We start from the raw sequence: 22167 nt of genomic DNA, 5'->3' as shown, positions 1-22167 counted from the left end.
CGGCCTGGTGGACGAGGGTTGTCCACCGAAGTTATCCACAGGCTGTTGATAACACGATCACTCCGGGGCACCTCCGGCGCAGTCCGGTAGCGCAATTGAATAGCGCTTTACGCCCGCGGATATCCGGCTTCCACAACACCGGGAAATGCGCTGTCCGCTGCGCACGCCCTGGGCCGTTCCCCATTTGCAGTCGGCCAAATCGCGCTCGGATCACCCCTCGGTAAGCTGACGGCATGACAGGACAAGTACGCACCGTCGACGGCCGCGTGGCTGGTCGGCGAGGTCAGGCGACGCGGCAGAAGCTGCTCGACTGCCTCAGCGAGATGCTCAGCTCCTCGCCGTACCGGGACGTCAAAGTCATCGACGTCGCCCGGAAGGCGGGGACTTCACCCGCGACTTTCTACCAGTATTTCCCCGATGTCGAGGGCGCTGTTCTCGAACTCGCGGAGGAAATGGCCAAGGAGGGAGCCGGACTGACCGAACTGGTCAGCGGCCGTTCCTGGGTCGGCAAGGCCGGCTGGCAGAGCTCCGAAGAACTCGTCGAGGGATTCCTCGACTTCTGGCGGCGTCACGACGCGATCCTCCGCGTCGTCGACCTCGGCGCGGCCGAGGGCGACAAGCGGTTCTACAAGATCCGCATGAAGGTCCTGAACTCCGTCACCGGCTCCCTGACCGAGTCCGTCAAGGAGCTCCAGGCCAAGGGCAAGGTGGACAAGGACGTCAGCCCCGCGGCGGTGGCCGGCTCCCTGGTCGTCATGATGGCCGGGGTCGCCTCGCACCAGAAGGGCTTCACCACCTGGGGCGTCAAGCAGGCCGAACTCCGCCCGAACCTCGCGCTGCTGGTCCACCTGGGCATCACCGGCAAGAAGCCGGTCAGGTAGGCCCCGGCAGCCCCGACCCCACCGCATCCAGCCGGGCACCGCGGGCTTCCGCGCTTCCCCGCGTCCTGTCTCACCGACGGCGGACCACCCCTGTGGTCCGCCGTCGGCGCTTTCCGCACCCTGCGCGAGGCTGTGGAATGGGGACCATGAACGATGCGCAGAAGGCCTTCAGGGACCTGCTCCACACCCAGCGTGTCTGGGACGCGCCCCTCCCCCGCCTCGACCCGGCCTCCGCCCCCGCCGATCCCCTCACCCTCTTCCACACCTGGTTCGCCGAGGCGGTGGCGGCGGGCCAGACCGAGCCGCACACCATGACCCTCGCGACGGTGGACCCGGAGGGTCTGCCCGATGTGCGGACGCTGATGCTGCACGACGCGGACGGGTGCGGCTGGCACTTCGCCACCCACGCGACCAGCGCGAAGGGCCGGCAGCTCGCCGCCCGGCCGTACGCCGCCCTCGGCTTCTACTGGCCCGCCCAGGGCCGCCAGGTGCGGGTGCGCGGGCCCGTCACCCCCGCGAGCCGCGAGGAGAGCCGGGCGGATCTGCGGGCCAGGTCGACGGGCGCCCTCGCTTCCGCACTGACGGGTTCGCAGAGCGAGGTGCTGCCCGCGTACGACGATCTCGTACGCGCCTCCGAGGCCGCCTGGGAGCGGGCGCGGGCCGAGCCGGACGCGGAGGCGGAGACCTGGACGCTCTACGTGGTCGAGCCGCGGGAGGTCGAGTTCTTCCAGGGGGACGCACGGCGTCGGCACGTGCGGCTGCGCTACCGGCGCGAGGGGGCGGACTGGGCGCACGAGCTCCTCTGGCCGTGAAAGCACCTTTCATCCCGTTTTCTCGGCGGAGGAGCATCATGGGAGGCAGATGAACGCTGGAGGCCCCCCATGGCACGATCCCGTTCCCGCTACGCCCCGGACCGCGGCCTGACCACCCGCATGGTGAGCACCATGTTCTTCATAGGTCTGCTGTACGTGGTCCTGGTGGGCGTGCTCCTCGCCGTCCTGCGCGGCGCGTGGCCGGTGATCCTGGCCCTAACGGGCGGACTGTTCGTCGCGCAGTTCTGGTTCAGCGACCGCATCGCCGCGTACGGGATGGGCGCCCGCGAGGTCACGCCGCAGGAGGCGCCCGAGCTGCACGGCGCGATCGACCGCATCTGCGCCCTCGCCGACATGTCCAAGCCCCGGGTGGCCGTCGCGCGGAGCGACGTGCCGAACGCCTTCGCGACCGGGCGCAGCGAGAAGACCGCGCTGGTGTGCGCCACGACCGGGCTGCTGCGCAGGCTGGAGCCGGAGGAGCTCGAAGGCGTCCTGGCCCACGAGATGTCGCACGTGGCGCACCGCGACGTCGCCGTGATGACGATCGCGTCGTTCCTCGGGGTCCTCGCCGGGATCGTCACCCGGATCGCCCTGTGGGGCGGCTTCGCCCGCAACAGCAGGGGCAACGACCCGGCGGGCGTCATCCTCATGCTGATCCCGCTGATCAGCGCGGTCGTGTACGCACTGAGCTTCCTGCTGACCCGGCTGCTCTCCCGCTACCGCGAGCTCTCGGCCGACCGTACGGCCGCCCTGCTCACCGGCCGGCCGTCAGCGCTCGCGTCGGCCCTGACCAAGGTGAGCGGGCAGATGGCCAGGATCCCGACGGAGGACCTGCGGAAGGCCGAGCCGTACAACGCCTTCTACTTCGTGCCCGCCTTCGCCGCCCGGGAGAGCCTCGGCCGGCTGCTCTCCTCGCACCCGACCCTCGAACAGCGTCTGGACCAGCTGGCACGCATCTCCGCCGGCCTGTCCCGTCCGTGAGGAGCCTTCCGTGGGCCTGCTCGACAGCATCCTGGGGCGCGCCGGACCCGTACGCCCCGACCTCGACCAGCTGTTCGCCGTGCCGTCCGCCGCGCTGACCCTCCGGGCGGGGACAAGTTTCGCCCCGACAGGGCTCGGCTCGGTGTGCTTCGCCGGGGTGGAGGGCGGCGCGTTCGCCCGTGTCCGGCAGGACGTGCGGGAGTTGCTCGACGCTGACACGGCGCGGGGCGGGATCCCGGTGGAGTTCAGCAGGGACACCTACGGCTACACCTGGCTGCTCGCCCGTCAGGAGCCCGATGACACGGCCGCGCTGGTCAACGACCTGCACGCGGTCAACACCCTGCTGCGGGACGGCGGGTTCGGCCCCCATCTGCTCTGCTCGATGATCGGTTTCCGGAACCCGGAGGGGCGTTCGCTGGCCCTGGTCTACCTCTACAAGCGGGGCACCTTCTACCCGTTCGCCCCGGCGCCGGGCGGCGGCGAGAAGCGCGACAACCAGCTGGAGCTCCAGGTCCGCGCCGCCCTCGGTGACGATCTGCGGCTGGAGGGCGATCTCTCGCGCTGGTTTCCGGTATGGGGCGCGCCCGGCCTCTGAGTTCACCCTCCGCGACCGGGCATCCGTGATCATTTCGCAACCGATTCCCACCCGAACCGGGACCCATCATGTCCATGTCCTATTACGCTCCGAAGCATGCCCGAACGCACCTCCACCTCCGGTACCCCCCTGCCCGCCTCCATCGACCGGACCGACGGCCGGCCGGTCTACGTGATCGGCGGCGGGCCGGGCGGTCTCGCCGCCGCGGCGGCCCTGCGGGAGCAGGGTGTCCGGGCGGTGGTGCTGGAGAAGTCCGAGCACGTGGGGGCGTCCTGGCGCCGTCACTACGAGCGGCTGCACCTGCACACCACCCGGCGGTGGTCCGCACTGCCGGGACTGCGCATGCCGCGCCGTTTCGGCCGCTGGGTCTCGCGCGAGGACATGGTCCGCTACCTGGAGAAGTACGCCGTCCACCACGAGCTGGAGGTCGTGACGGGCGTCGAGGTGTCCCGGATCGACCCGGCGCCGGACGGCGGCGGCTGGCAGTTGAGCGCGACCGGCGGGCGCATGCTCACCGGACGCGCGGTCGTCGTGGCCACCGGCTTCAACCACACCCCGCGGATACCCACGTGGCCCGGCCGCGAGGGCTTCACCGGGGAGCTGCTGCACGCCGCGGACTACCGCACCCCGGCCCCGTACGCGGGCAAGGACGTCCTCGTGGTCGGCATCGGCAACACCGGGGCGGAGATCGCCGTCGACCTGGCCGAGGGAGGCGCCTCCCGGGTACGGATCGCGGTCCGCACGGCCCCGCACATCGTGCGCCGCTCGACGGCGGGCTGGCCCGCGCAGGGGACCGCCGTCCTGGTCCGCAGGCTGCCGGTGCGCCTGGTCGACGCCGCCGCGCGCCTGCTGAGCCGTGTCGCCGTGCCCGACCTCTCCGGACACGGCCTGCCCAGGCCCGACACCGGCCTGTACAGCCGGGTGAAGGAGGGTGCCGTCCCGATCCAGGACGTGGGCCTGATCGACGCGGTGAAGAGCGGCCGGGTGGTCCCCGTGGCCGCCGTCGAGTCCTTCGACGGGGACGCGGTGGTGCTGGCCGACGGCACCCGGCTCACCCCGGAGGTGGTGATCGCGGCGACCGGCTACGAACGCTCGCTGGAACCGCTGGTGGGCCACCTCGGCGTACTGGGCCCCGGGGGCCGCCCCGTGGTGCACGGCGCCCGCACACCCGACAACGCCCCGGGCCTCTACTTCACCGGCTTCACCAACCCCATCAGCGGCATGCTCCGTGAGATCGCCCTGGACGCCCGGAAGATCGCCTCGCGCCTGGGCAGGCACTGACGGAGATGGGCCACCGGCGGGGCATCAGGGCGCTTCCTTGACGAGGACGCGGACGTCACCGGCGTCCGGGGCCCCGAACAGCACGTACAGCTCGGGCCGTTTCTCCGTGCCGCCGACCGTCCAGCTCATCGCCGGGCAGGCCGGGTCCACGGGCGCGAGCTCGACCGCACCGCCGGCCGAACCGTCCCCGGGCCGGTACGTCCACGAGCTCCCGCCGTCGCAGGACATCTCCTCGAACCCGGACTCGTACGGCACACCGGTCAGTTCGGCCCGGCCGTCCCCGGCCAGCCTGATCTCGGTCAGCCCGTCCTCCTCACTCCGCCAGACACCGTGCATCTGTCCCTCACCGAGCTGCGGTGCCGTGTAGTCCCCCACGAGCCCCGTGGCGAGCGTGAGCGCACAGGCCACCACGGAGAGCACCACGAGCAGCAGCCCGGCGGCCAGGGAGGCCAGCCACACGGCGCCTCGGCCGGGCGGCCGTCCTCGCCTCCGCTCGGCCCGGCGGAGGAGGGCCACCCCCAGCAGCGGCAGCACGGCACTTCCCGCGATCCAGCCCGCGGCATGGAGGTACGGGGCGCCCGCCGCCGCCACCGGTATCGCGTAGAGCACCCCCAGGACGAGGGCGGACACCGCCTGCCACTCCCCCTGTCCGCCGGGCGCCCGCCGGGCCGCCGCACCGGCCAGGAGGTCGGCCGGCATCGTCACGAGGACTGTGTGGGCCACCCCCAGCACGAGGAGCAGCGGAGGGGCGAGGACCACCACGAACAGCAGGCCGAGCGCGGAGCCGGCCGGTCTTCCGTACTCGTCCGTGCGGCCCAGCTGGATCACCGTGGTACCGATGAGCAGCGCGCCCAGCTGAGAGGCGCAGACCACCATGGCCACCGTGCCGTCCGGCCGCACGGCCCCGGATCTGCCGTTCCTCTTCCCCGGTCCCATCGAAGCCCTCCCCCAACGCCCGCCCAATGACGGGACGTCACCGTAGCGGGCCGTCCCGGGCCGGCGTCAGCGGGCCGCCGCTCCCACCGCGTCCTGCACCGGCTCTCGCTTGCGGCGGATCACCAGAGCCATGAGAGCCGCCGTCGCGCACAGGGCCCCGGAGGCGTACCAGACGAGGTCGTACGAGCCCGTCACGTCTCGTGCCACGCCGCCGAGGAAGGCGACCACGGCCGCCCCCACCTGGTGCGAGGCCAGGACCCAGCCGAAGACGATGGCGCTGTCCTCGCCGTACTGCTCACGGCAGAGGGCGAGGGTCGGCGGCACGGTGGCGACCCAGTCCAGGCCGTAGAAGACGATGAAGAAGACCATCGGCGGGTGCACCGCCGGCGCCATCAGCATCGGCAGGAACAGCAGCGAGATGCCGCGCAGCGCGTAGTAGACGGCGAGCAGCCGGCGGGCGTCGAAGCGGTCGGTGAGCCAGCCGCTGAAGATCGTGCCGATGACGTCGAAGATCCCGATGACGGCGAACAGCGAGGCCGCCGCGGTGATCTCCATGCCGTGGTCGTGCGCCGAGGGGACGAAGTGGGTGCGGATCAGGCCGTTGGTGGACGCGCCGCAGATGGCGAACGAACCCGCCAGCAGCCAGAACGGGCCGGTGCGGGCCGCGTCGACCAGGACGCGTACGGCGCGGGTCGCGGCGCCCGTCGCGGGCGGCGGCTTCTCCGCGTACGCACCTCCGTAGGGGGCGAGGCCGACGTCGGCCGGGTGGTCGCGCATCAGGAGCCATACGAAGGGGACGACCACGAGCGCGGCCAGGGCGACCGTCACGGAGGCGGGGCGCCAGCCGTGCTCGTCCACGATCCAGGCGCACAGCGGGAGGAAGACCAGCTGCCCGGAGGCACCGGCCGCGGTCAGGATGCCGGTCACCAGACCGCGCCGGGCCACGAACCAGCGGTTGGTGACGGTCGCCGAGAAGGCCATCGCCATCGAGCCGGTGCCCAGACCGACGAGCAGGCCCCAGTAGAGCATCAGCTGCCAGGACGCCGTCATCCAGACGCTCGCCAGCGCACCTGCGGCCACCGCGCTGAGCGCGACGACCACGACCCGGCGGATGCCGAAGCGGTCCATCAGCGCGGCGGCGAACGGCGCGGTGAGCCCGTACAGCGCCATGTCGATGGAGACGGCGAGCCCGATCTCACCGCGTGACCAGCCGAACTCCGTGTGGAGGGGGTCGATGAGGAGGCCGGGGAGCGAGTTGAAGGCGGCGCCGCCGATGATCGTCACGAAGGTGACGGCGGCGACGATCCAGGCGCGGTGGATACGCGGCCGGGGGGAGAGGGGCGGTGCGCTCTCGGTGGTCGCGCTCTCGGCGTTCGCGGTCTCGGCGTTCGCGCTTTCGGGTGTGCGGTTCACGCCGCTCAGCATCCGGTCGGCGGCCGTCCCCGCACGAGTGGCTGAGCGGACACCCTTCGCAGGGATCGGGCCATCAGGACCGGACCCGCCTCGCTGCACTCCGGGCCATGAGACGGCTGTGGCCGGCCCAGGCCGCACCGGCCCCCACCGCGTACCAGAACAGGTCCGGCGCGTTGAACGTCGAGCCGAGCACCAGCCGCGCGGCCGTACTGCGGAGCGCCAACTCGGCCGGTACCCCCGTCAGCTGGGCCAGCTCCACCGCCCAGCTGACGGCCAAGGCGATGCCCGCCGCCACCGAGGGCCGGACCCTCGGCGCGAGGAGCGTGACGAGGATGTGGATCAGTGTCGTGTACAGGGCGTCGCCCGCGTACTTCGCCACGTCCCCGCCCGCCGTCGCGCGGACACCGAGGCCGGCCGCCACGGTCACGACCGCCGCCGCCCCCGCCGTCGCACGGACCACGGCCTCGCGGGGAATGGCTGGACGAGCACTCGGCATTTCCTGCATGACCGGTACGTTTATCAGTCCGCAGCCGACACATCCAACGCGTGGGAGAGCAGGGGCCCAGATGCGCCATCGCGTCGCCGTACTCGCCCTCGACGGGGTGATCCCCTTCGAACTGGGCATCCCCCAGCGGATCTTCGGCCGCGCCCGGAAGCCGGGGCCGCCCGGCGAGGACGAACCGGTGTACGACATCGTGACCTGCTCCGTGCGCCCGCCCGGCCCGGTCCGCACCGACGCCGACTTCAGCATCATGGTCGAGCACGGCCCCGAGGCGCTGGCCGCCGCCGACACCGTCGTCGTGCCGGCCTCCTACGAACTGGGGCCCGTGTACGAGGAGGGACGGCTCACCGACGAACTGGCCGCCGCCTTCGCGTTCATCAGGCCCGGGACCCGGATGGTCGCCATCTGCACGGGCGGCTACGCCCTCGCCGCCGGCGGATACCTCGACGGGCGCCCCGCCACCACGCACTGGGCCTCCGCAGACCACTTCCAGCGGCTCTTCCCGCAGGTCCGCGTCGACCCGGACGTCCTGTTCATCGACGACGGGGACGTCCTGACCTCGGCCGGGGTGGCCGCCGGGATCGACCTCTGCCTGCACATCGTGCGGCGTGACCACGGCACCGCCGTCGCCAACGACGTCGCCCGCCGCACGGTCGTGCCCCCGCACCGGGACGGCGGCCAGGCGCAGTACATCCAAAGGCCCCTGCCCGAACCGCGGTCCGCCACCACGACGGGCGCGCGGGCCTGGGCGCTGGGGCGGCTGGAGCAGCCGATCCTGCTGCGCGACCTGGCACAGCGGGAGTCCATGAGCGTGCGCACCTTCACCCGGCGCTTCCGCGAGGAGGTCGGCGTCAGCCCGGGGCAGTGGCTCACCCAGCAGCGGGTGGAGCGGGCGCGGCAGCTCCTGGAGTCCTCGGACCTGTCGATCGACCAGGTGGCACGCGACGCCGGCTTCGGCACGGCCACCTCCCTGCGGCAGCACGTACAGGCCGCGCTGGGGGTGTCGCCCACGGTCTACCGGCGGACGTTCCGGTCAGAAGTCGCGGGGCGCTGAGCAGGCGCCGAGCAGGCGGCCGAAGGGCAGGCCCCTCAGAGGCAGGCCCGGTCACCGGGCTGCTCCTGGATCACCGGCACCATCACCGGGCCGCAGCGGTCCACCTCGCACCAGATCCTCTTCCCGGCGCCCTCCGGCTGCCAGCCCCAGCGGTCCGCCAGGCCGTCCACGAGCTCCAGCCCACGGCCGCCGGTGTCCTCGCCCTCCGCGTGACGCGGCTGGGGCGGGCGGGTGCTCCTGTCGGCCACCTCGACCCGGACGGTCCCCGCGGAGCCCTGCGCACCGAACAGCATCCGCAGCACGGCCGGACAGCCCGTGTGGACCACCGCGTTGGTGACGAGCTCCGAGATCAGCAGGATCAGTGTCTCCGCGAGCGGCTCGTCATCCTCCAACCCGGACCCGATCAGTCGCGACCGCGCCCATCTGCGGGCCCGCCCCACCTCTGCGGGATCCGGCCCGACCTCCAGCTGAACCTGAAGCACCTGCACCGCTCACACCATCCGAACCGGCGGACACATCGCCTAGCGCCTCCTCAGGGTCACGGAACGTGACTCCCCTGCAAGACAGCATGGTTGACGTACAGTCACCGCAACAAGCGCTTCGGGCATATTCCAGCGCGAAGGAGTACGCGTGGTCCATACTGTGCGACGCGTGCTGCGGAGAGTCGAACAGGAGCGCGTCGACGGCGCGGGGGCCAAGCCTCCGGCAGGCCCGGCGCAGCTCCGTGGGCCGCGAGCAGGGCACCGTTCGCCGACCGGGGCGCCCGCTCGGGCCACACCCGGATCCTCCCGTTCCAGTACCGCTCGCATCCCACGGAGCGTACCCGAGGCGGGCGGCGTGACTCCGCCCGGTGACAGACCGCCCCCGGGGCGCATCGGGTCACCGGATGCGCTGCGTCACCCGGGGTCCACCTTCCGTACGCCCCCGGAGGCCTTCGACCTCCCACGACCCGGAACCGGTCCCCGGCGCGCGCACGCCGGGGGCCGGGCCACGGAAGGAGCTGAACTGGGCACTCCGTCGGGCGTGTTGTGGCCTACGCGTCCGGTCCGAGCACCGTGAAGTAGGCGGAGAAGGCCGCGACGGCGTCCGGCTCCGCGATCCGGCCGTCCTGATCGGTGTCCAGGCTCCTGGCCGCCAGGCCGGCGATGTCGTCCGCGGCTCCCAGCACCCGCAGGGCGCGCTCCACCGCGGCGACGGGGGCCGAGGCGGGCGCCGCGCCTTCGGGGTCCGATCCCGCTGCGACGGCGAGCGCCGCCCGCAGGAAGGGCCGCGCGATCTCCGCGAAGCGATCGGGGTTGTCCCGTAGCCGCTTCACCGCCCCGCCGACGAACTCCTCCCGGGTGACACGCTGGTCCCCGTCCACGTCGGCGATGCCCGCCATTCCCTGCCAGAACGCCTCGGCACCCGTGTAGAGCGCCTGGCCTCTGTCGCAGCGGGCCGTCGTACCGAACTCGGTGAGCAGACGGGCCGCGGCGGCGTTGAAGTCGGCGCGGTCGATGTAGCCGTTGCCGTCCTGGTCGAAGGCGGCGAAGCGGTGAGCGATCTTGCGCTCGTACTCTGCGCTGTCCATGCGGGGAGCGTACGTCGCCGGCCGGGGTCACGTGTCACCAACTCCCACCGGGGCTGTCACAACCTCGCTCCGCCCCGGCGCGTCAGGCCGTCAGTGGGGTGGACTCCTCGTCGGTCGCCGTGTCCGCGTCGGGGTAGACCTCGAAGAGGCGGCGTACCCCCAGGGCGCCGAGCACCTTGTTGACGTGCGAGCCGTCCACCGCCCCGCGGGCCGGGAGGATCAGCCGCAGCCTGCCCCCGCAGGACTTCATGAGACGGCGGGACGCGATCAGGACGTTCACACCGCTGGAGTCGCAGAAGAAGACACCGGAGAGATCGAGGACCACCTCGTGCCGGCCCGCGGCCACCGCGCGGTGGACCGACTGGCGCACGACGGGCGAACTGACGAGGTCGAGCTCGCCGTGGATGCGCAGCACCGTCCACGCGTCCTGCTGGGTCTCGTCCACCTTCAGCGTCACGCGTCTCGGCCTCTCGTCCGGGGGTCCGGAGGATCCGGAAGTTACCGTTCCCCCTCGCGCCTGCCCCCGTGAGCTCCCGCGAAACACCGTTCCGCGCATCGCCGGCGAGCGATTCATCCAGAAATGATCGCTCAAGGATCGTTTACCCGGTCAGGAAACGGCAATGCGTCGTGCATTCCTTATCATTCGGGGCCGCTCGGGGGACGTACTTGCCACAAAGGTGCGTGCACGCCCGATACCGCCGACTACATTCGACGTGACGAGGGGAACAGGGCTGGGGGCTCGATGGCGAAGGACGCACCACCGCGCTGGGACCGCCGCATGCAGCAGCGGCTGGCGCGGGGCGAGGCGGCGGCCCTCGGCGAGCTCTACGACCGGTTCGCCGCCCTGGTGCACAACCAGGCCCACCGGATGCTCGACGACGAGGACGCCGCGGACCAGGTGACCCGCGAGGTCTTCGGCTACGTCTGGGAGAACCCCGAGGCGTACGACCCCAAGCACGGCTCGATGCGCTCCTGGGTGGCGCGCCTCACCCACCGCCAGTCCGTACGCCGGCTCCGCAGCGCGCACGGCGAGGCCGAGGGCACGGACGCCGAGGCCTGGTCCGAGGAGCTGGAGCACCGGGTGCTCAAGGCCACCGCGGCGGCCCGCGCCGACTACATCGTCGCCTCGATGCCCGCCCCGCTGCGCGCCGCCCTGGAGCTGGCGTACGTCCAGCGCCGGGACTACCGCCAGGCCGCCTCCGATCTCGGTGTCACAGGGGACGAGGCCAGGCGCCGGCTGCGGCTCGGGCTGCAGCTGCTCTCCACGGCCGACACCCGGCCGTCCGCGGATTCCGCGCCTCCCGGTTACGGGCCGACGCCATGAACCAGGACCAGGGCGACGGCGCCCGCAACGGCGAGCATCCGGTGGAACGGCGCATACCCGGCCCCCGGGCAGCCGCCGACGACTGGGAGCACCTCCCCGCCGCGGCACCCGGCGGCTCGGAGCCACCGGGCACGCCCGGCCCGCCGTTCTCCCACCGGGTGCTCACGTCACTGCTCGGCGCCTGGGCCCTGGCCGCCTGTTCCGCCGAGGAGACCGCGGCGGTCGAGGAGCACCTCACCTCGTGCGCCCCCTGCGCCGACGAGGCGCTGCGACTGCGCGACGCCGTGGGGCTGCTGCACACCGACGGCACCCTGGACCTGGACCCGATGCTCAGGTCCCGGGTCCTGGAGGGTTGTCTGGGGCGCCGCCCGGCCCGCATCCCGGTCCCGGCCTGGGCCGCTCCGTACGACGCGGAGACCGCCAGGCTCGACGCCCTGCTGCGGGACATAGGCGACTCGGAGTGGCACGCTCCGGTGCGGCTGAAGTGGTTCGAAGGCGAGCGGCAGGTGAACCGCAAGACGACGGTCGCGGGGGTGATCGGCCACCTGATGGCCGTCGACGGCCTGGTGTCCACGGCGCTCGGTCTGGACGATCCGCTCGGCGAGGGCGACAGGCCGGTGTCCCCGACCGAACGCACCGAGTCGTTCTGGGCGTCCGCGCACCGGCCGCCCACCCGGGCGGTCCGTGCGCCGTGGCGTGACCAGAGCCACACCCTCGTACGCACGGTGTCGTTCGCCGGCGTCCCGGACGTCTCCGTCCCCTACGGCGGCTTCGCCCTACCGCTGCACGACTCGCTCCTGGAGCGCGCCTTCGAGTGCTGGGTGCACGGCGGCGACATCGCGGACGCCGTGGACTACCCGTACGAGCCCCCCGCCGCCGCCCATCTCCACGACATGATCGACCTCGCGGCCCGGCTGCTGCCCGCCACCCTCGCCGAACGCCGCCGCGCAGGTCTCGCCGGTCCGGCCCGGCACCTGGTCACGGCGGGCAGGCCGGGCCGCTCGCTGCACCTGGAGGTCGAGGGCCGGGGCGGCGGTGACTGGTACATCGCGCTCGACTCGCCGGCCGCTCTCGGCTCCCCTGCGCACACGGTCGCGCAGGTCGCCCTCGACGGCGTGGAGTTCTGCCGGCTGGTGGCCGGGCACGTGTCGCCGGTCGAGGCGGCGGCGGGCCAGGAGGGCGACCGCGAGGCGATCCGCGACGTCCTGTGCGCCGCGGCCTCCCTCAGCCGGCTGTGAGCCGGACGGCCGTGGCTGTGAGCCGGACGGCCGTGGCTGTGAGCCGGACGGCTCGGGGCGAGGACGCCCCCGCTGCGAGCCGCCCGGCCAGGCGGGTCAGGCGGGTCAGGCGGGTCAGGCGGGTCAGGCGGGTCAGGCGAAGACGACCGTACGGCGGCCGTTGAGCAGGATGCGCCGCTCGGCGTGCCACTGGACCGCGCGGGCCAGCGCCTGGCACTCCACATCGCGTCCGACGGCGACGAGCTGGTCCGGCGTGACGCCGTGCCCGACGCGCTCGACCTCCTGCTCGATGATCGGTCCCTCGTCGAGGTCGGCGGTGACGTAGTGCGCCGTCGCACCGATCAGCTTCACACCGCGGGCGTGGGCCTGGTGGTAGGGCTTCGCGCCCTTGAAGCTCGGCAGGAACGAGTGGTGGATGTTGATGATCCGGCCGCTCAGCTGCTTGCAGAGATCGTCCGAGAGGACCTGCATGTAGCGGGCCAGCACCACCAGCTCGACGTTCTCCCCGCGCACGAGCTCCAGCAGCTGCGCCTCGGCCTCCGGCTTGTTCTCCCTGGTCACAGGGATGTGGCGGAAGGGGACGCCGTACGAGGCGACGAGCTCCGCGAAGTCCGTGTGGTTGGAGACGACCGCCACGATCTCGACGGGCAGCGCGCCGGTGCGCGAGCGGAACAGGAGGTCGTTGAGGCAGTGGCCGAACTTGCTCACCATCAGCACGATCCGCATCCGCTCGCTCGCGCGGTGGATCTGCCACTCCATCCGGAACGCCTCGCCGATCGCGGCGAAGCTCGCCCGCAGCTTGTCCACGGTCACCGTGGCGTCCGCCGAGAAGTGGACGCGCATGAAGAAGAGACCGGTGTCGTGGTCGCCGAACTGCTGACTGTCCTCGATGTTGCAGCCGGTCATGAAGAGGTAGCTCGACACGGCGTGCACGATGCCCTGCTTGTCGGGGCACGAGAGCGTGAGGACGTACTGCTCGGCGGGGGCGTCCGAGGCAGCGGGTACGGATTCGGCAGGCTGCGGCGCGGTCATTCCCGTAGGGTGCCACACCGCCCGCCGGTCACGCCGATCTGGTCATGATGCGGAGCACGTCCAGAGACCGGGGCGGGGTGTCGGGGTCCTCACCGTCGTTGGTGGCGAGCATCACATGGGCCTCGCGGGCGGCCATGACCGCCTCGTTCCAGCCCGGGTGCTCCAGATACGCGGAGACCGGGGCGTCCGCGCCTATCTGGTGCATGATGCGCAGCACCCGCAGGGCGGCGACGTCCACGAGGGCGGCCTCCGCGGAGTCACGGAAGATCGTGCCCACGTACTTCTCGGCGGACCAGTTGTCGAGCCAGGTGTCCTCGACCAGGCGGTACACGGCGTCGGTGACGTCGCCGTACCCCTCCAGGCCGGCGAGCCAGCACTCGTGGTGGAAGACGGGGTCGGAGAGCATGTGCAGCGCCGAGCGCACGTTGCTGCGCCAGCGCCACCACGGCATGTCGTTGAGCGGCATGCCGCCCATGGTGGAGGAGCGACGGCCGCGACGGGAAGTGTTCTCCGAACCTTGCTGCACGGTTGTCGATCGTACGTTCCCCTCCGGAGGCCGCGAGCAGCCCCCCGTAATTCACCTTCACGTCACCGAGCGTTGACCACGGCACACTGCTGCGTTACCCGTGGGACGCAAAAGTTCATGACCATGACCGGATGGCGACGCCTCACCTCCTCCCGCCCCCACAGACTCCTCACAACTGCGGCGGCCGGCGCACTGCTCGTATCCGGCTGTGGTGTCCTCCCCGGGGCGTCGGGGGGCTCCAGGCATCCCGTCACCGTGATGACCTGGGCCCCGGACACCGCCGGAGCCGACGCGGTGAACATGGCGGGCATGCCGGCCATGGCGCGGACGTACGCCCGCTGGATCAACGAGCAGGGCGGGATCGACGGCCACGAACTGCGGGTGCTCACCTGCAACGAGCAGGACACCGCCGCCGGGGCCTCGAAGTGCGCACGCCGGGCGGCCGACAAGGACGTGGCGGCGGTCATCGGCTCGTACAGCAGGCACGGCCGGGCGTTCCTGGCCCCGCTGGAGGCCGCGGGCATCCCCTACATCGGCGGGTACGGCGCCTCCGCCGACGAGTTCACCAGTTATCTGTCCTACCCCGTCAACGGCGGGCAGCCCGCGCTCGTCGCGGGCAACGGGGAGCAACTGGCGGCCAGTTGCGAGCAGGTGTCGCTCGTGCGGCCCGACACCCTGGTCGGCGACACCATGCCCGGGCTGCTCGACACGAGCCTCAGCCGGAGAGACCGCCCGGGGGCCTACGACATCAGCGCGCCCGAGGAGGCCACGTCGTACGACTCCCAGGCGGCCAAGGCCCTCGATCAGGCGGGTGACGGCTGCGTGACCGCGGTGCTCGGGGAGGGCACGGGGACGTTCTTCGACTCCTTCCGCCGGCTGGAGCCGCAGGGCAGCGAGGTGCGGATCTCGTCGGTGCTGGGCAGTGTCGGCCAGAGCCTCATCAACCGCTCCGGCGGCCCGAACAGCCCCTTCGAGGGGGCCCTGGTGACCGGCTGGTACCCGGACTCGGGGGACGCCGGCTGGGACGAGATGCGACAGGTGATCGACAAGTACGCCTTCGGGGACAACCGGATCGATCCCGAGGACCCGGGCGTGCAGACGACGTGGATCGCCTACACCGTCCTCAAGGCGGTCGTCGAGGCGATGGACGAGTCCTCGATCACGGCGGGCGGCATCTCGGTCAGCCTCAACCGGGGCACCGAGGTGGACACCGGCGGTCTCACGCCCGTCCTGCGGTGGCGCTTCCAGGACATGGTCGGCACGTCGCCCTACGGGCGGATCGTCAATGCGCGGGTGACGTTCCAGGTGGTCCGCGAGGGCCGTCTCACCTCCGCGAAGAAGGGTTTCGTGGACGTCACGCAGACCCTCGTGGGCGCCGATCCGCACAGCTGACGCCCCGAGGCCCCACGACGGCCTCCGGTCTCCCCGGACACGGGGGGCCGGAGGCCGTCGCGTCGAGCTGCGCGAGGGCCCGCCCGGTCGCGTCAGAGCTGCGTGGGCGCCCGCTCCGTCAGCTCGTACTTCCGCGCGAGGGTGTTCCACAGCCCCGAGGCCTTGCGCTTCTCGATGGTGGCATCGCTGCTGGACTTCTCGGCCTTGGCCGTCTCGCCCGTCGACCGGGCGGTGCCGCCCTTGCAGACCTTCTTGTCGTTCTTGGCCTGCCCGGCCCACGCGGCGTAGTGCTCGTCGGCCTCCGCGGATGCCTGCCAGGCCTTCGTGAGCGAGTCCTTCAGCTCGGCGTGGGCGGGGAGCTGGTCGAGGCTCAGCGTCTCCAGCCGGGTGACGAGGCTGCGGCGCTGCGTGGCCGCACCCGTCAGATCGGTCGCCGCCTGGTCGAGCGCCCGGCAGTCCTTGATCTTCTCGACGGCGCTGATCACGGCCGCACGGCTGTTGTTGCTGTCGGCGAGGAGCTTGTCCAGAGCCTCCGCCTGCGGCTTCGCCGGGTCCGCCGCCGGTTCGGCGGAACCCGGCGCCGAGGAACTCTGCGAGGCCACAGGCTGCTTGTCGTCCGAAGGGCTGTCCTCGCCGCCGCTCATCAGCGCGCCCGCGCCGAGACCGATGACGGCGCAGCCGATGACCACCGCCGCGATCAGCGGGATGTGCGGGGACCGTCTGCGCGGGGCGCCGCGGTCCTGGTCCGGCTCGCCGCCGCCGTGCGCGCCGGCGAGGTTCTGCGGACCGGACTGGTACGGCGGGGCGCCCTGCGGCTGCTGCTGCGCCTGGTGGGGCCGCTGAGGCTGCTGGTGGCCCTGGGTGAAGTGGGGCATCTGCTGCGTGGCGCCCGCGGGCTCCTCGCTGCGGAAGAGACTGTCGAACTCCGCGGGCGGCTGCCGGTCGCCCGGGGCCCCCGGCCGGATGCCGTACGGAGCGCCACCGGGCACCGGGGGTATGTACTGGGTCGCGTCACCGTCGGAGGGCTGCCCGGGTGCGGCGGACTGCCCCAGGTACTGAGTGGAATCGGCCTGGCGCTCGGGCGGCAGCCCTCCGGGCAGGGGGCCGCCGGACACCGGCGCGATGTACTGCGTGGCGTCCGCGTCCCCGCCATGGCCCGCGGCGTGGCCGGTGCCGGGGGCGGCCTCGGGCGGCAGGGGCTGGGCGTAGGGCTGCTGCTGATACGGGTCCTGCTGGTACGCGTCCCGCTGGTACGGCTCCTGCGGCGGGGCGTACGGCTGCTGGGGGGGCTGGTACTGCCCGTGCTGCGGGGCGTAGGCGCCCGGCTGGTGCTGCTCCGGTGGCAGCTGCCCCGGCGCCTGGCCGTCCTGCGTGGCCTGCGGCCCCCACGGCTGGCCCCACGGCTGCCCGCCCGCGGGCACGGCCTGGTCCGGCTGCCCGCCCACGGGCCAGGGGGCGCCGCCCTCCGCGGGCAGCACGACACCTTCGTGCGCGGGCCGTACGGCGGGAAGCTGCCGCTCGTCACCCTGTCCGCTCTGCGTCACCGGGACTCCTACGTGTCAACCTATGGAATCGTCGGCTCACGCTACCGGGTGGCCCGCGCGCGGTGCCAAGCGCCCAAGGCCCCTCACCACCCCTCCACACAGCGGTGACGCCGGCACTCCCACGGCGACGACGACGGTCGCCCCGCCGAAGCCCCCGGTCAGGCGGCCTGGAGCTCCAGCCTGGCGCCGAACTCCCGTACCGCGGGCTCGTTCCCGTACGGCTCCAGCCGCTGCTGGAGGTCGTCCAGATACTCCGCGCCCCGGCTGGAGCGCACCGTGCCCAGGAGTTCCATCGCCCGAAGCCCCGTGTGGCAGGCCTGCTCCACCTCGCGCTGCTGCACCTGGGCCGAGGCCAGCAGTACCAGGCCGATTCCCCGGCGCCGGGTACGGGACTCCGGGAGCGCGGCCAGGGCCTCCTTCGCGCGCCGGGCGGCGGGTTCGCCCTGGCCCAGGTCACGGTGACAGTGCGCCAGTTCGTCCGCGAGGTAGCCGGCGTCGAAGTGGGCGATCCAGGCCGGGTCGTCGCCGGTGTCCGGGTCGGCCTGGTCCAGGGCGGCCAGCGCCCGGCTCGCGGCCACCTGGCAGGTACGGGCGTCCCCCATCAGCGCGTGACCCCGCGCCTCGGCGGCGTGGAACATCGCCTCCGCGCGTGGAGTGACCCGGCCCCGGGCGCCCTCCTGGGCCGCCCGCGCCAGCTGGGCGATCTCCCGGGGGTTGCCGAGCTGCGCGGCGAGGTGGCTCATCGAAGCGGCGAGCACATAGCCGCCGTACGCCCGGTCACCGGCGGCCTGGGCCAGCCGCAGCGCCTGGATGTAGTACCGCTGCGCCAGTCCCGGCTGCCCGGTGTCGACGGCCATGTATCCGGCGAGTTCGGTGAGGCGGGCCACCGCGCCGAACAGTTCACGGCCGACGGATTCGCGGTACGCCCCCGAAAGGAGCCCGGACACCACGCTGTTGAGGTAGTGCACCAGCACGGGCCGCACGTGCCCGCTGCCGAAGCGGTGGTCCAGGTCGACGAGCGCGGCCGTCATCGCCCGCACCGCCTCCACGTCCGGCATGCCGACCCGGCTCCCGGCCGCCCGCGCCACCTGCGGGTCGGCACCGGTGATCAGCCAGTCACGGCTGGGCTCGACCAGCGCGGACGCGGCCACCGCGGACCCGGACAGCAGGTCGCGGCGGCCCACGTCGCTGCGCCACAGCTCGCAGACCTGCTCGATCGCCCCGAGGACGGTCGGCGCGAACTGCAGGCCGACGCCCGAGGCGAGGCTCTTGCCGTTGGCCATGCCGATCTCGTCGATCGTGACCGTACGCCCGAGTTTGCGTCCGATCGCCTCGGCGATGATTCCCGGTGCCCTTCCGCGCGGTTGCTGGCCACGGAGCCAACGGGCCACGGAGGTCTTGTCGTAGCGGAGGTCCAGCCCCCGTTCCGCGCCGACCATGTTGACCCGGCGTGCGAGACCGGCGTTGGAACACGCCGCCTCCTGGATGAGCGTCTGGAGCCGTTCGTTCGGCTGACGGGCGACGAGAGGCCTGGCTGCCATATTTCCCCCTGGGACCGCAGTGATGTCGGTCAGGCATCACTGCCCGGCACGACACGAGAAATGCGCATATTCATCTGCATCGGGTACGGACGGTGGCGAGTTGGCACAGTTCTGCGAACGGTTACCCCCACATCGGTGCGCTTGCCCGCGCGCGCCCCCGCTCGTGCATCCGTGCGCCCCATATGCAGGATCGATCCGCCGGGATGAGCGCACGCGCGCCCGTAACCCCTGGTGGTGACCGGAGTTGTGTGGTGCGTGGAAGAGCCCATCGGAGTGACGGAAGCCGCACGGATCCCCCAGCAGCGGAGCGAACAGCTGCTCGAAGCGGCTGCGTGGTACGCCCAGGAACGGCACTGGGACGTGGTTCCCGGCACCTGGCTCGAAGCCGTGGCCGGTGCGGAACGCTGCTCGTGCGGCGACGCCGGCTGCGCGGAACCGGGGGCGCACCCCACCCGCCCGGACTGGGCGGGCCAGGCGACCGGCAACGCGGCCACGGCCCGCCGCATGTGGTCCCAGCAGCCGGGTTCCTCCGTCATCCTGCCGGCCGGCCGCACCTTCGACGTCCTGGACGTGCCGGAGTCCGCGGGCTTCCTGGCCATGGCCAGGATGGAGCGGATGGGCATCACACTGGGCCCGGTGATCCGCACCCCGGCCCGCCGGACGCTCTTCTTCGTCCTGCCGGGTGCGGCCGCCAAGGCACCGGCCCTCGTCCAGCAACTGGGCTGGGACGCCAGGGCCGTCGGCCTGGTCGGGCGCGGTGAGGGGCATTACGTCGCGGGCCCGCCGACCCGGGTGGGCGGGCGCGGTGCCGTGCAGTGGGCCCGCCGCCCCTCCCGCGTGAATCTGTGGCTGCCGGACGCGGAGGAGCTGATCAACCCGCTCGCGTACGCCTGTGCCAGGGAGGCGGCCGACGCCCGCGCACGCCTTTCGTAGGCTGGTCCCCACACGTGGGGATACCGAAAGGCAGTGCCATGCCGGACCAGGCGCAGAGCTCAGGCGGGACGGACGGGGCGGGCACGGTGCCGTCGGCGGAAGCGGCAACGCCGGCGGGCGGGGTCACGGCTCCCCCGGCGGGCGGGACTCCGGCTTCACCGGCGGCCGTGCGGGTGGAAGGGCTGTGGAAGCGGTTCGGGGAACAGGTCGCGGTCGCCGGGATCGATCTGGAGCTGCCGGCGGGCAAGTTCGTCGGTCTCGTGGGCCCCAACGGCGCGGGGAAGACCACCACGCTCTCCATGGTGACCGGGCTGCTCAGGCCGGACATGGGGCGGATCGAGATCGGCGGCCACGACGTGTGGCGCGATCCGGTCGAGGTGAAGTCCCGTATCGGGGTGCTCCCGGAGGGCCTGCGGCTCTTCGAGCGGCTCTCCGGCCGTGAACTCCTGGCGTACAACGGCCGGCTGCGCGGCCTGCCGGGCGCGGAGGTGGACAAGCGGGCCACCCAGCTGCTCGACGTCCTCGATCTGGCCGGCGCGCAGCACAAGCTGGTCGTCGACTACTCGACGGGGATGCGCAAGAAGATCGGTCTGGCGACGGCACTGCTGCACAATCCCGAAGTCCTCTTCCTCGACGAACCGTTCGAGGGCGTGGACCCGGTGTCGGCCCAGACCATCCGCGGGGTGCTGGAGCGCTACACCCGCTCGGGCGCGACGGTGGTCTTCTCCAGCCATGTGATGGAGCTCGTCGAGTCCCTCTGTGACTGGGTGGCCGTCATGGCGGGGGGCCGGATCCGCGCCCACGGCACACTCGCCGAGGTACGCGGCGAAGCCGCCTCCCTTCAGGACGCCTTCCTCGAACTGGTCGGCGCGGGCGGCCGGGACACCGCCGGCGACTCCCTCGACTGGCTGGGCGGTGCCCGATGACCGTCCTGGACGCCGCCCCCGCCGGGTCCGCGGTCCCCGCCGTACGCGGTCAGGGCCTCGTCCCCGTCTTCGTAAGGCTCAAGTTGACGCTGCTGCGCAACGGTCTGCGCCAGTCGTCGGGGCGGCGGGCCGCCTACGTCGCCTCCCTCGTGGTCACGCTCCTGCTCGCCGCCGGCCAGGTGATCGGCCTGGTGGCGCTGCGCGGCCATGCGCAGGCCGGCACCCTGGTGGTGCTGCTGAGCGCGGTGCTGGCGCTGGGCTGGGCGGTGATGCCGCTGTTCTTCCCGAGCGGCGACGAGACGCTGGACCCGAGCCGGCTGGTGATGCTGCCGCTGCGGCCACGGCCGCTGATCGGGGCGCTGCTGGTGGCCTCGCTGATCGGCATCGGGCCGCTCTTCACCCTCGCCCTGTCCCTGGGCTCGGTGATCGCGGTGGCGCACGGCGCGGTGGCGACGGCGTTCGGAGTGGTCGCCGTACCCCTGACGCTGCTGGTCTGTGTGGCGCTGGCGCGGTCCGTCGCCACGGCGAACATCCGGCTGCTGACCTCGCGCAAGGGCCGCGACCTCGCGGTGCTCAGCGGGCTGGTGATCGCGGTGGGCATCCAGTTCGTCAACCTCGGGGCGCAGAGCCTGAGCCGTGCGGGCGGCCTGTCCTCGCTGGAACCGTTCGCGGACGTGGTGCGCTGGCTGCCGCCGGCATCGGCACTCGGGGCGGTGGGATCCGCGTCCGAGGGTGCCTACGGGACGGCCGTGGGGCAGGTGCTGATCTCCCTGCTCGCCCTGGGGGTCCTGATGTGGCTGTGGCAGCGGAGCCTGGTGAAGCTGATGACGGCGCCCGACGGTTCGACGATCGCCGCCGCGGAACCGTCCCGGGAGCGGTCGGGCACGGACCGTACCGGTCTGTACGGACTGCTGCCCGAGGGGCGCACGGGGACGGTGATGCGGCGCAGCCTGCGCTATGTCGTACGCGACCCGAAGACCAAGGCGTCCTGGGTGACGGCGCTCGCGATCGGTCTGATCGTGCCGGTGCTCAACGCGGTGCAGGGCGCGGGGTCGGTCTACTTCGCGTGCTTCGCGGCCGGCATGCTCGGCATGCAGATGTACAACCAGTTCGGGCAGGACACCTCCGCTTTCTGGATGGTGGCACTGTCAATCTCGTCGGCCCGGGACGCCTACGTCGAACTGCGGGCACGAGCGCTGGCGTTGCTGCTGATCACCCTGCCGTACACGGTCCTGGTGACGGTGCTGACGGCGGGGCTGCTCGGCGAGTGGGAGGCGTTGCCCGCCGTCATGGGGCTGTCCTTCGCACTGCTCGGCGCGATGCTGGCGACGGGCGCCCTGGCCTCGGCGCTGTTCCCGTACTCGATCCCGCAGGACGGAGCGTTCAAGAACGTCGTGCCGGGGCAGGCCGGACTCGCCTGGATCTCCCTCTTCGGCGGGATGGTCGCGGCGGCGGTGCTCAGTGCCCCCGTGATCGCGTCGACGGTCTGGCTGCACGTGACGGACCGTCAGGACTGGCTGTGGGTGCTGCTGCCGGTGGGTGCGGTGTACGGGGCGTTGATCGGCCGGCTGGGGGTACGGCTCGCCGCGCCCCGCACGGCGGATCGCCTCCCGGAGATCCTCACGGCGGTGAGCAAGGGCTGACGGTCCGGCTCGCGGCGCACGAGGCCGGGCGGCGCGAGCAGGA

The 22167-nt window shown here is 72.5% G+C and carries 22 protein-coding genes; 12 read left to right on the top strand and 10 right to left on the bottom strand.

From position 1 onward, the window contains the following. Positions 1-233: 233 nt before the first annotated feature. From ABZY45_RS07405 to ABZY45_RS07385, 5 genes are all read left to right on the top strand, one after another. The gene (locus ABZY45_RS07405) at positions 234-881 is read left to right on the top strand and encodes a TetR family transcriptional regulator (protein WP_356737125.1); all 648 of its coding nucleotides are present in this window, start codon (positions 234-236) and stop codon (positions 879-881) included. A gap of 146 nt (positions 882-1027) precedes the next feature. Beyond that, on the top strand, positions 1028-1693 hold the full coding sequence (locus tag ABZY45_RS07400; RefSeq protein WP_356737123.1) for a pyridoxal 5'-phosphate synthase: 666 nt from the start codon (positions 1028-1030) through the stop codon (positions 1691-1693). Between the two features lie 69 nt (positions 1694-1762). Next, positions 1763-2674 (top strand): zinc metalloprotease HtpX, encoded by a 912-nt coding sequence (gene htpX, locus ABZY45_RS07395; RefSeq protein ID WP_356737121.1) that lies wholly within the window; start codon positions 1763-1765, stop codon positions 2672-2674. 10 nt (positions 2675-2684) lie between these two features. Further along, a complete protein-coding gene (locus ABZY45_RS07390) occupies positions 2685-3269 on the top strand; it encodes a hypothetical protein (protein WP_356737119.1) in 585 nt (194 codons plus the stop codon). 96 nt (positions 3270-3365) lie between these two features. Further along, positions 3366-4550, top strand: coding sequence for an NAD(P)/FAD-dependent oxidoreductase (locus tag ABZY45_RS07385; RefSeq protein ID WP_356737117.1), 1185 nt, complete (start codon positions 3366-3368; stop codon positions 4548-4550). A 24-nt stretch (positions 4551-4574) separates the two neighbouring features. Here ABZY45_RS07385 and ABZY45_RS07380 read toward each other — a convergent pair whose 3' ends face one another. The 3 genes from ABZY45_RS07380 to ABZY45_RS07370 form a co-directional block, all read right to left on the bottom strand. Next, complete coding sequence (locus ABZY45_RS07380; RefSeq protein WP_356737115.1) at positions 4575-5486, bottom strand: hypothetical protein; 912 nt, start codon at positions 5484-5486, stop codon at positions 4575-4577. Between the two features lie 66 nt (positions 5487-5552). Next, positions 5553-6911 carry an MFS transporter gene (locus ABZY45_RS07375; protein WP_356737113.1) on the bottom strand — a complete coding sequence of 453 codons (1359 nt, stop codon included), beginning with the start codon at positions 6909-6911 and terminating at the stop codon, positions 5553-5555. 61 nt (positions 6912-6972) lie between these two features. Beyond that, positions 6973-7395, bottom strand: a complete 423-nt coding sequence (locus tag ABZY45_RS07370; RefSeq protein WP_356738712.1) for a DUF2809 domain-containing protein — start codon at positions 7393-7395, stop codon at positions 6973-6975. A 70-nt stretch (positions 7396-7465) separates the two neighbouring features. Here ABZY45_RS07370 and ABZY45_RS07365 point away from each other — a divergent pair, with 70 nt between their 5' ends. Continuing rightward, on the top strand, positions 7466-8455 hold the full coding sequence (locus ABZY45_RS07365) for a helix-turn-helix domain-containing protein (protein WP_356737111.1): 990 nt from the start codon (positions 7466-7468) through the stop codon (positions 8453-8455). Between the two features lie 35 nt (positions 8456-8490). Here ABZY45_RS07365 and ABZY45_RS07360 read toward each other — a convergent pair whose 3' ends face one another. The 3 genes from ABZY45_RS07360 to ABZY45_RS07350 form a co-directional block, all read right to left on the bottom strand. Next, positions 8491-8943, bottom strand: coding sequence for an ATP-binding protein (locus tag ABZY45_RS07360; protein ID WP_356737109.1), 453 nt, complete (start codon positions 8941-8943; stop codon positions 8491-8493). Positions 8944-9488: 545 nt separating this feature from the next. Beyond that, positions 9489-10025: an EF-hand domain-containing protein gene (locus ABZY45_RS07355; RefSeq protein WP_356737107.1), complete on the bottom strand. Its 537-nt coding sequence runs from the start codon at positions 10023-10025 to the stop codon at positions 9489-9491. 82 nt (positions 10026-10107) lie between these two features. Continuing rightward, on the bottom strand, positions 10108-10482 hold the full coding sequence (locus ABZY45_RS07350; RefSeq protein ID WP_356737105.1) for an STAS domain-containing protein: 375 nt from the start codon (positions 10480-10482) through the stop codon (positions 10108-10110). A gap of 285 nt (positions 10483-10767) precedes the next feature. Between ABZY45_RS07350 and ABZY45_RS07345 the strand changes: the two genes are divergently transcribed. Together ABZY45_RS07345 and ABZY45_RS07340 are read left to right on the top strand one after the other, a co-directional pair. Further along, the gene (locus ABZY45_RS07345) at positions 10768-11349 is read left to right on the top strand and encodes a sigma-70 family RNA polymerase sigma factor (protein WP_356737103.1); all 582 of its coding nucleotides are present in this window, start codon (positions 10768-10770) and stop codon (positions 11347-11349) included. After that, complete coding sequence (locus ABZY45_RS07340; protein ID WP_356737101.1) at positions 11346-12587, top strand: maleylpyruvate isomerase N-terminal domain-containing protein; 1242 nt, start codon at positions 11346-11348, stop codon at positions 12585-12587. Before ABZY45_RS07345 ends, ABZY45_RS07340 begins: the two co-directional genes overlap by 4 nt. 132 nt (positions 12588-12719) lie before the next feature. Here the strand turns inward: ABZY45_RS07340 and purU are convergent, their stop codons facing one another. After that, a complete protein-coding gene (gene purU, locus ABZY45_RS07335; RefSeq protein WP_356737099.1) occupies positions 12720-13619 on the bottom strand; it encodes a formyltetrahydrofolate deformylase in 900 nt (299 codons plus the stop codon). A 28-nt stretch (positions 13620-13647) separates the two neighbouring features. After that, entirely contained in the window at positions 13648-14094 is a 447-nt protein-coding gene (locus tag ABZY45_RS07330; RefSeq protein WP_356738710.1) for a hypothetical protein, read from the bottom strand. A 174-nt stretch (positions 14095-14268) separates the two neighbouring features. On the opposite strand from ABZY45_RS07330, the gene ABZY45_RS07325 reads away from it, so the two are divergent. Further along, positions 14269-15537: an ABC transporter substrate-binding protein gene (locus tag ABZY45_RS07325; RefSeq protein ID WP_356738708.1), complete on the top strand. Its 1269-nt coding sequence runs from the start codon at positions 14269-14271 to the stop codon at positions 15535-15537. Between the two features lie 92 nt (positions 15538-15629). Here the strand turns inward: ABZY45_RS07325 and ABZY45_RS07320 are convergent, their stop codons facing one another. Then, on the bottom strand, positions 15630-17081 hold the full coding sequence (locus ABZY45_RS07320) for a hypothetical protein (RefSeq protein WP_356737097.1): 1452 nt from the start codon (positions 17079-17081) through the stop codon (positions 15630-15632). A 158-nt stretch (positions 17082-17239) separates the two neighbouring features. Further along, positions 17240-18622 carry a transcriptional regulator gene (locus tag ABZY45_RS07315; RefSeq protein WP_356737095.1) on the bottom strand — a complete coding sequence of 461 codons (1383 nt, stop codon included), beginning with the start codon at positions 18620-18622 and terminating at the stop codon, positions 17240-17242. A 246-nt stretch (positions 18623-18868) separates the two neighbouring features. Here ABZY45_RS07315 and ABZY45_RS07310 point away from each other — a divergent pair, with 246 nt between their 5' ends. The 3 genes from ABZY45_RS07310 to ABZY45_RS07300 are packed head-to-tail and all read left to right on the top strand — an operon-like array spanning position 18869 to position 22124. Next, entirely contained in the window at positions 18869-19555 is a 687-nt protein-coding gene (locus ABZY45_RS07310; protein WP_356738707.1) for a bifunctional DNA primase/polymerase, read from the top strand. Between the two features lie 38 nt (positions 19556-19593). Beyond that, positions 19594-20481 carry an ABC transporter ATP-binding protein gene (locus tag ABZY45_RS07305; protein WP_356737093.1) on the top strand — a complete coding sequence of 296 codons (888 nt, stop codon included), beginning with the start codon at positions 19594-19596 and terminating at the stop codon, positions 20479-20481. Further along, complete coding sequence (locus tag ABZY45_RS07300; protein ID WP_356737091.1) at positions 20478-22124, top strand: transporter; 1647 nt, start codon at positions 20478-20480, stop codon at positions 22122-22124. The genes ABZY45_RS07305 and ABZY45_RS07300 overlap by 4 nt, the downstream gene beginning before the upstream one ends. Positions 22125-22167 lie beyond the last annotated feature (43 nt).

Source organism: Streptomyces sp. NPDC006516, from assembly GCF_040611875.1.
Lineage (GTDB): Bacteria > Actinomycetota > Actinomycetes > Streptomycetales > Streptomycetaceae > Streptomyces.
Note: the sequence above shows the minus strand (reverse complement) of the source record. Positions and strands in the feature narration are given on the sequence as shown.

Excerpts from the sequence above, each read along its gene's own strand:
- ABZY45_RS07405 (WP_356737125.1), top strand. The coding sequence starts at position 234 with ATGACAGGACAAGTACGCACCGTCGACGGCCGCGTGGCTGGTCGGCGA.
- ABZY45_RS07400 (WP_356737123.1), top strand. The coding sequence starts at position 1,028 with ATGAACGATGCGCAGAAGGCCTTCAGGGACCTGCTCCACACCCAGCGT.
- htpX (WP_356737121.1), top strand. The coding sequence starts at position 1,763 with ATGGCACGATCCCGTTCCCGCTACGCCCCGGACCGCGGCCTGACCACC.
- ABZY45_RS07385 (WP_356737117.1), top strand. The coding sequence starts at position 3,366 with ATGCCCGAACGCACCTCCACCTCCGGTACCCCCCTGCCCGCCTCCATC.
- ABZY45_RS07380 (WP_356737115.1), bottom strand. The coding sequence starts at position 5,486 with ATGGGACCGGGGAAGAGGAACGGCAGATCCGGGGCCGTGCGGCCGGAC.
- ABZY45_RS07375 (WP_356737113.1), bottom strand. The coding sequence starts at position 6,911 with ATGCTGAGCGGCGTGAACCGCACACCCGAAAGCGCGAACGCCGAGACC.
- ABZY45_RS07370 (WP_356738712.1), bottom strand. The coding sequence starts at position 7,395 with ATGCCGAGTGCTCGTCCAGCCATTCCCCGCGAGGCCGTGGTCCGTGCG.
- ABZY45_RS07365 (WP_356737111.1), top strand. The coding sequence starts at position 7,466 with ATGCGCCATCGCGTCGCCGTACTCGCCCTCGACGGGGTGATCCCCTTC.
- ABZY45_RS07355 (WP_356737107.1), bottom strand. The coding sequence starts at position 10,025 with ATGGACAGCGCAGAGTACGAGCGCAAGATCGCTCACCGCTTCGCCGCC.
- ABZY45_RS07345 (WP_356737103.1), top strand. The coding sequence starts at position 10,768 with ATGGCGAAGGACGCACCACCGCGCTGGGACCGCCGCATGCAGCAGCGG.
- ABZY45_RS07340 (WP_356737101.1), top strand. The coding sequence starts at position 11,346 with ATGAACCAGGACCAGGGCGACGGCGCCCGCAACGGCGAGCATCCGGTG.
- purU (WP_356737099.1), bottom strand. The coding sequence starts at position 13,619 with ATGACCGCGCCGCAGCCTGCCGAATCCGTACCCGCTGCCTCGGACGCC.
- ABZY45_RS07330 (WP_356738710.1), bottom strand. The coding sequence starts at position 14,094 with ATGGGCGGCATGCCGCTCAACGACATGCCGTGGTGGCGCTGGCGCAGC.
- ABZY45_RS07325 (WP_356738708.1), top strand. The coding sequence starts at position 14,269 with ATGACCGGATGGCGACGCCTCACCTCCTCCCGCCCCCACAGACTCCTC.
- ABZY45_RS07315 (WP_356737095.1), bottom strand. The coding sequence starts at position 18,622 with ATGGCAGCCAGGCCTCTCGTCGCCCGTCAGCCGAACGAACGGCTCCAG.
- ABZY45_RS07305 (WP_356737093.1), top strand. The coding sequence starts at position 19,594 with ATGCCGGACCAGGCGCAGAGCTCAGGCGGGACGGACGGGGCGGGCACG.
- ABZY45_RS07300 (WP_356737091.1), top strand. The coding sequence starts at position 20,478 with ATGACCGTCCTGGACGCCGCCCCCGCCGGGTCCGCGGTCCCCGCCGTA.